The following is a 3,970-nucleotide window of genomic DNA, read 5'->3' as shown; positions in this document are numbered from 1 at the left end:
CACAGCATGTACATGGGCACCTTACCGGCGCTTATTAACCAACAAGCACCTGGTGTTTGGCTGGGGCAAGCCTTAGTCGGCGCCTGTACAGAAAGCAGTATGATATGGGCTTGGGTGCTGGATATTGAGCACCAAGGGCAGACCCAGCCATTCACCTTTTTATTTGAAGTAAAACGATAACCCCCACGAAAAACTGATCGCTGACAGCTTATGGCTTAAAGCTGCATTTAATGCCGATAACTGTATTTATCGGCATTAGCTTAACAGGGCTGCTTTAAGCATAAACCATAAGGTATACTGTATAAATACACAGATTATATGCAGTGCTACTTATGACAACCCCCGTATTACCGCTCTTTGATGCCCCTCAATATATAGAGGAGGGAAGCAGCATCATTAATCAACATATTGCCGATATTACCCTTAATCGGGTGCCAGATGCCGCCTTTATCTACGAACATGCGCTCGATTGGTTATTAGAAAGCCGATATAGCGAAAACAACTACAAAACGTACCGCAGTGAACTCACTACCTTTTTACATTGGTGCTTTGATGTTGAGCAGACCTCGCCAATAGCGCTTGATCGTCGCAGTATGAATCGCTATGTCGACTATTGCTCAGCACCACCGGCGGCGTTAATTGCTTATCATAATGTGGCGCAATTTACCCTCAATAAAGAGTGGGCAGAGCGGCAACCCAATCCCCAGTGGCGGCCATTTTTAGGAAAGAAACAAGATGGTCACATACAACCATATCAACTCAGTGATAAAGCACTTAAAACTAAAATAGCCATTTTATCGTCTTTTTACGGTTACTTAATTAATGAAGAAGTCACCGAGCGTAATCCCGCCGTTATGTGGATGCGCCACAGTCGCTTTGCATCCAACCCAGTCGTCGCCGTTGGGCTGGATGCCGAAGATGAAGTGAGAGTATTCAGTGATTTACAATGGTCTTATATGATGAGTACCGCGCAAGATCTTGCAGAGCAAACGCCGGAACGGCATCAGCGCACCTTATTTTTAATCTCACTCATGTATGGCTGTTACTTACGCATCTCAGAAGTGGCCGCCAGACCGGGCTTTTCACCGGTTATGAGTCAGTTTCGCCGAGATAGCCACACCGGTATTTGGAGCTTTCATATTCCCGTTAGTAAAGGTGGTAAAAAGCGCACCGTTGCAGTGTCTAAAGAACTGCTTGAGGCGCTTAAACAGTATCGGCAGAGCTTAACATTATCGCCATTACCGGCGCCAAACGAAACAACACCACTGTTTATTCGCCATAAAGCTGCCGGACGGGGGCGTGATCAAGGGCTATTAAATGCCAACCTAGGTATTCGCCAACTGCGGGATTTGCTAAATGAGTTAATAGACGCCGCCGCCAACAATGCCGCTTGTGATGGTTTTGAACACGATGCCACCGAGATGCGCAGCTTAACCGTGCACAGCATTCGCCATACCGGTATTACCCACGATATCAATTTAAATGGCCGACCATTATCCCACGTGCAAGCCGATGCTGGGCACGACAGCATAGACACCACATCACAATATTTGCATACCGGTAAAATAGAACGTCACCAAAGTGCCGAGCGCAAAAAACTCAATAGATTAAGTGACAGCAAAAGCTAACGGTGATGGATCAAAAAGAAGTACAAGTACCGAGAACTAACGCGAGAGAAGACTTATCCTATGAGCTAGCGTGATCCGTTATATACCATATTTAACATAATATACATTATGCGAAGTTGCGTATATTAGTCTGGAGGCCTTGTTAACCCTGTGCTTTAGCGACTTTCTCTGATTTAAGCTTAGCTTTCGCGACTTTCTCTGATTTAAGCTTAGCTTTCGCGTCACTGCATAACGACACATTGCGCATCATTAATCTGATACGCAATTATAGACGCCGGTGTTTTATTCGTGGCTCATTCACTTAGCCGCGTCTATGTTGAAAAATAGGTTCTGGCTTAGCTGTTATACCAATCTGTAAAACTAACTGATCAAAAATTTTCGCCACGGAATCCACGGAAGAACACGGAACAATAGAGATAAGTTCTGAAAAAGACTTTATAGGGTAAGGGCCAAATACCCAACTTCGAGCAACGGTAAAATACAGATATAAAAAAAACCGCCGAAGCGGGTTTGTAGACTGTTCATTACCAAGCGGTAATTAGATAGCCTGAATTTGTGAAGCTTGAGGACCCTTTACAGTGCCGTTAGCCATTTTTTCTTACCTTTAACTCAGGAGTGAGCGCACGCTCGAAAGTGCAATAAATATCAAATAAGGGAAGTTTGGTGACTGCTGTGGAACCGTGAGGAACTAACAATATACAAAGGCCGCGCTAACTTGAAACATCTTGCTTGTGTGATGCCCAGTACGGAAGAAAATGAATGCTGTCAAAGTAAATCGACAATTTTTACGCACAGCACTCAGCTGCTTCACACCCTAGTATTAACATAACAAGCGCAGTAATAGTCGATGAAAAGTGTCAAGTCCCCTGCTCTATTTTAAGCGCCATGAGCGCTGTACTAGAAAGTCCCACGCTCATGGTTTTTAGTCGAATGGTCACTAGCTTACAACTGTGATCCAGGCTGTTTAGGAAACCGAATATAAGTAGGAACTTCCAGTAAATCTTGACCTTGAATGGCAAGCTTGCTGCTATCACTGACTCTATGGCTTTGCTCTCGAGATAATACCTGCTGCAACTCGTCTGATGTCACCCCAAAAATCTTACCCGCCACCATTAGCCCATTGATATAGCTTTTAGCTTGCGCGCGCTCAGTGGCGGTTTGGCCTATGTCTGCAAAGTAGTCTCTGAATGTGGCTTGCAAATAGGCTAAATACTCTTGTTTGTTGTCCATGTATAACCTCTTATTATTGATGACGCCATTAGGCTCAAGATTAAATTGTTGTATTACATAAAACAAGTATGTTGGCATAACTTAGTGTGCTTGAACCTTTGCTCTATTTATGTGCTTAATACCATATTCATTTGATGTTAGGGCTAATAATGTTTCATCGCAATGGTTACTCGCGCGAGCAAACGAAGGCTGAGGAAGTGGCCAATACTTTAAGCCATGGTTTGGGTCTATTGGCCGCTCTGATTGGCACACCTTTTTTAATTTATCAGGCCACTCAAGTTGGCGATCTGTTTTTTCTTATCGGCGCCAGTTTATTTGCCGCAGCAATTATTTTTTTGTACCTCACGTCCAGCATTTATCACTTTTTACCGCCAGGTAAACCTAAGCATGCGTTTCGGGTATTAGAGCACTGCGCTATTTTCGTGTTGATTGCCGGCACCTATACCCCCTTGCTCTTGGGGGTACTAAACGGCCCTTGGGGATGGAGCCTATTTGGCGTGGTGTGGGCCTTAGCGCTTATTGGCGTTTTACTAAAAATCTTTGCCCAACATTTACCCATGGCCTTTTCTACTAGCTTGTACTTATTAATGGGCTGGGTAATTGTTGTAGCTTTTAAGCCCCTGATCGCAGCTATGCCGATAGAAGGTATTTATTGGTTAGTGGCCGGCGGCGTTAGTTATACTCTAGGCGTCATTTTCTTTGTGTTAGATGATCACCTCCCTTTTGGCCATTTTATTTGGCATTTGTGGGTACTCGGCGGTACAAGCTGTCATTATATTGCCGTGTATGGCTATGGTGCCTAAGATCTGTCTCTTAGTCACAAGTCAAACCGCGTCATCCTTAGCGCCGATGGTCGGTTAAGTAGAAATCCTTGCCCTGCCATCAGTAGCTGCGTTGCTACCACTACCAACTATGTATGTTGGTAGTGGTAGTCGATCTCTGTTACCTCTCTTGAAGCTCCGAGCTGCCTGCTAATTCCATTCACAGGTAGCTTCGTGGTATAGGGGCGGATAAAGGGATCTACATTGGCTGTAACGCTTAATAAACCAACACTATGGTTAACGAGCAGTTTTTTATGCTGCTTGGTATCCAATTTCTCCGAGGCCAGACTA

At 44.5% G+C, this 3,970-nt stretch carries 4 protein-coding genes and 1 pseudogene; 3 read left to right on the top strand and 2 right to left on the bottom strand.

What is annotated here, in order from left to right:
* Window positions 1–180 (top strand): annotated as a pseudogene (locus tag ACTHY5_RS11460) (hypothetical protein); the annotation flags it as partial.
* Window positions 181–332: 152 nt separating this feature from the next.
* Window positions 333–1,628, top strand: a complete 1,296-nt coding sequence (locus tag ACTHY5_RS11455; RefSeq protein ID WP_441879764.1) for a tyrosine-type recombinase/integrase — start codon at window positions 333–335, stop codon at window positions 1,626–1,628.
* Window positions 1,629–2,570: 942 nt separating this feature from the next.
* On the opposite strand, the gene ACTHY5_RS11450 is transcribed toward ACTHY5_RS11455, so the two are convergent.
* A complete protein-coding gene (locus tag ACTHY5_RS11450; protein ID WP_441879762.1) occupies window positions 2,571–2,858 on the bottom strand; it encodes a hypothetical protein in 288 nt (95 codons plus the stop codon).
* A gap of 149 nt (window positions 2,859–3,007) precedes the next feature.
* Between ACTHY5_RS11450 and trhA the strand changes: the two genes are divergently transcribed.
* Window positions 3,008–3,661 carry a PAQR family membrane homeostasis protein TrhA gene (trhA, locus tag ACTHY5_RS11445; protein ID WP_441879759.1) on the top strand — a complete coding sequence of 218 codons (654 nt, stop codon included), beginning with the start codon at window positions 3,008–3,010 and terminating at the stop codon, window positions 3,659–3,661.
* 107 nt (window positions 3,662–3,768) lie between these two features.
* Here the strand turns inward: trhA and ACTHY5_RS11440 are convergent.
* A partial coding sequence (locus ACTHY5_RS11440) for a hypothetical protein (RefSeq protein WP_441879756.1) occupies window positions 3,769–3,970 on the bottom strand: 202 nt, incomplete at its 5' end.

This window comes from Oceanisphaera sp., from assembly GCF_052084945.1.
In the GTDB taxonomy this organism is placed as follows: Bacteria; Pseudomonadota; Gammaproteobacteria; order Enterobacterales; family Aeromonadaceae; genus Oceanimonas.
Note: the sequence above shows the minus strand (reverse complement) of the source record. Positions and strands in the feature narration are given on the sequence as shown.

Bases quoted from the DNA above. Each gene is read 5' to 3' on its own strand.
- ACTHY5_RS11455 (WP_441879764.1), top strand. From the start codon at position 333: ATGACAACCCCCGTATTACCGCTCTTTGATGCCCCTCAATATATAGAG.
- ACTHY5_RS11450 (WP_441879762.1), bottom strand. From the start codon at position 2,858: ATGGACAACAAACAAGAGTATTTAGCCTATTTGCAAGCCACATTCAGA.
- trhA (WP_441879759.1), top strand. From the start codon at position 3,008: ATGTTTCATCGCAATGGTTACTCGCGCGAGCAAACGAAGGCTGAGGAA.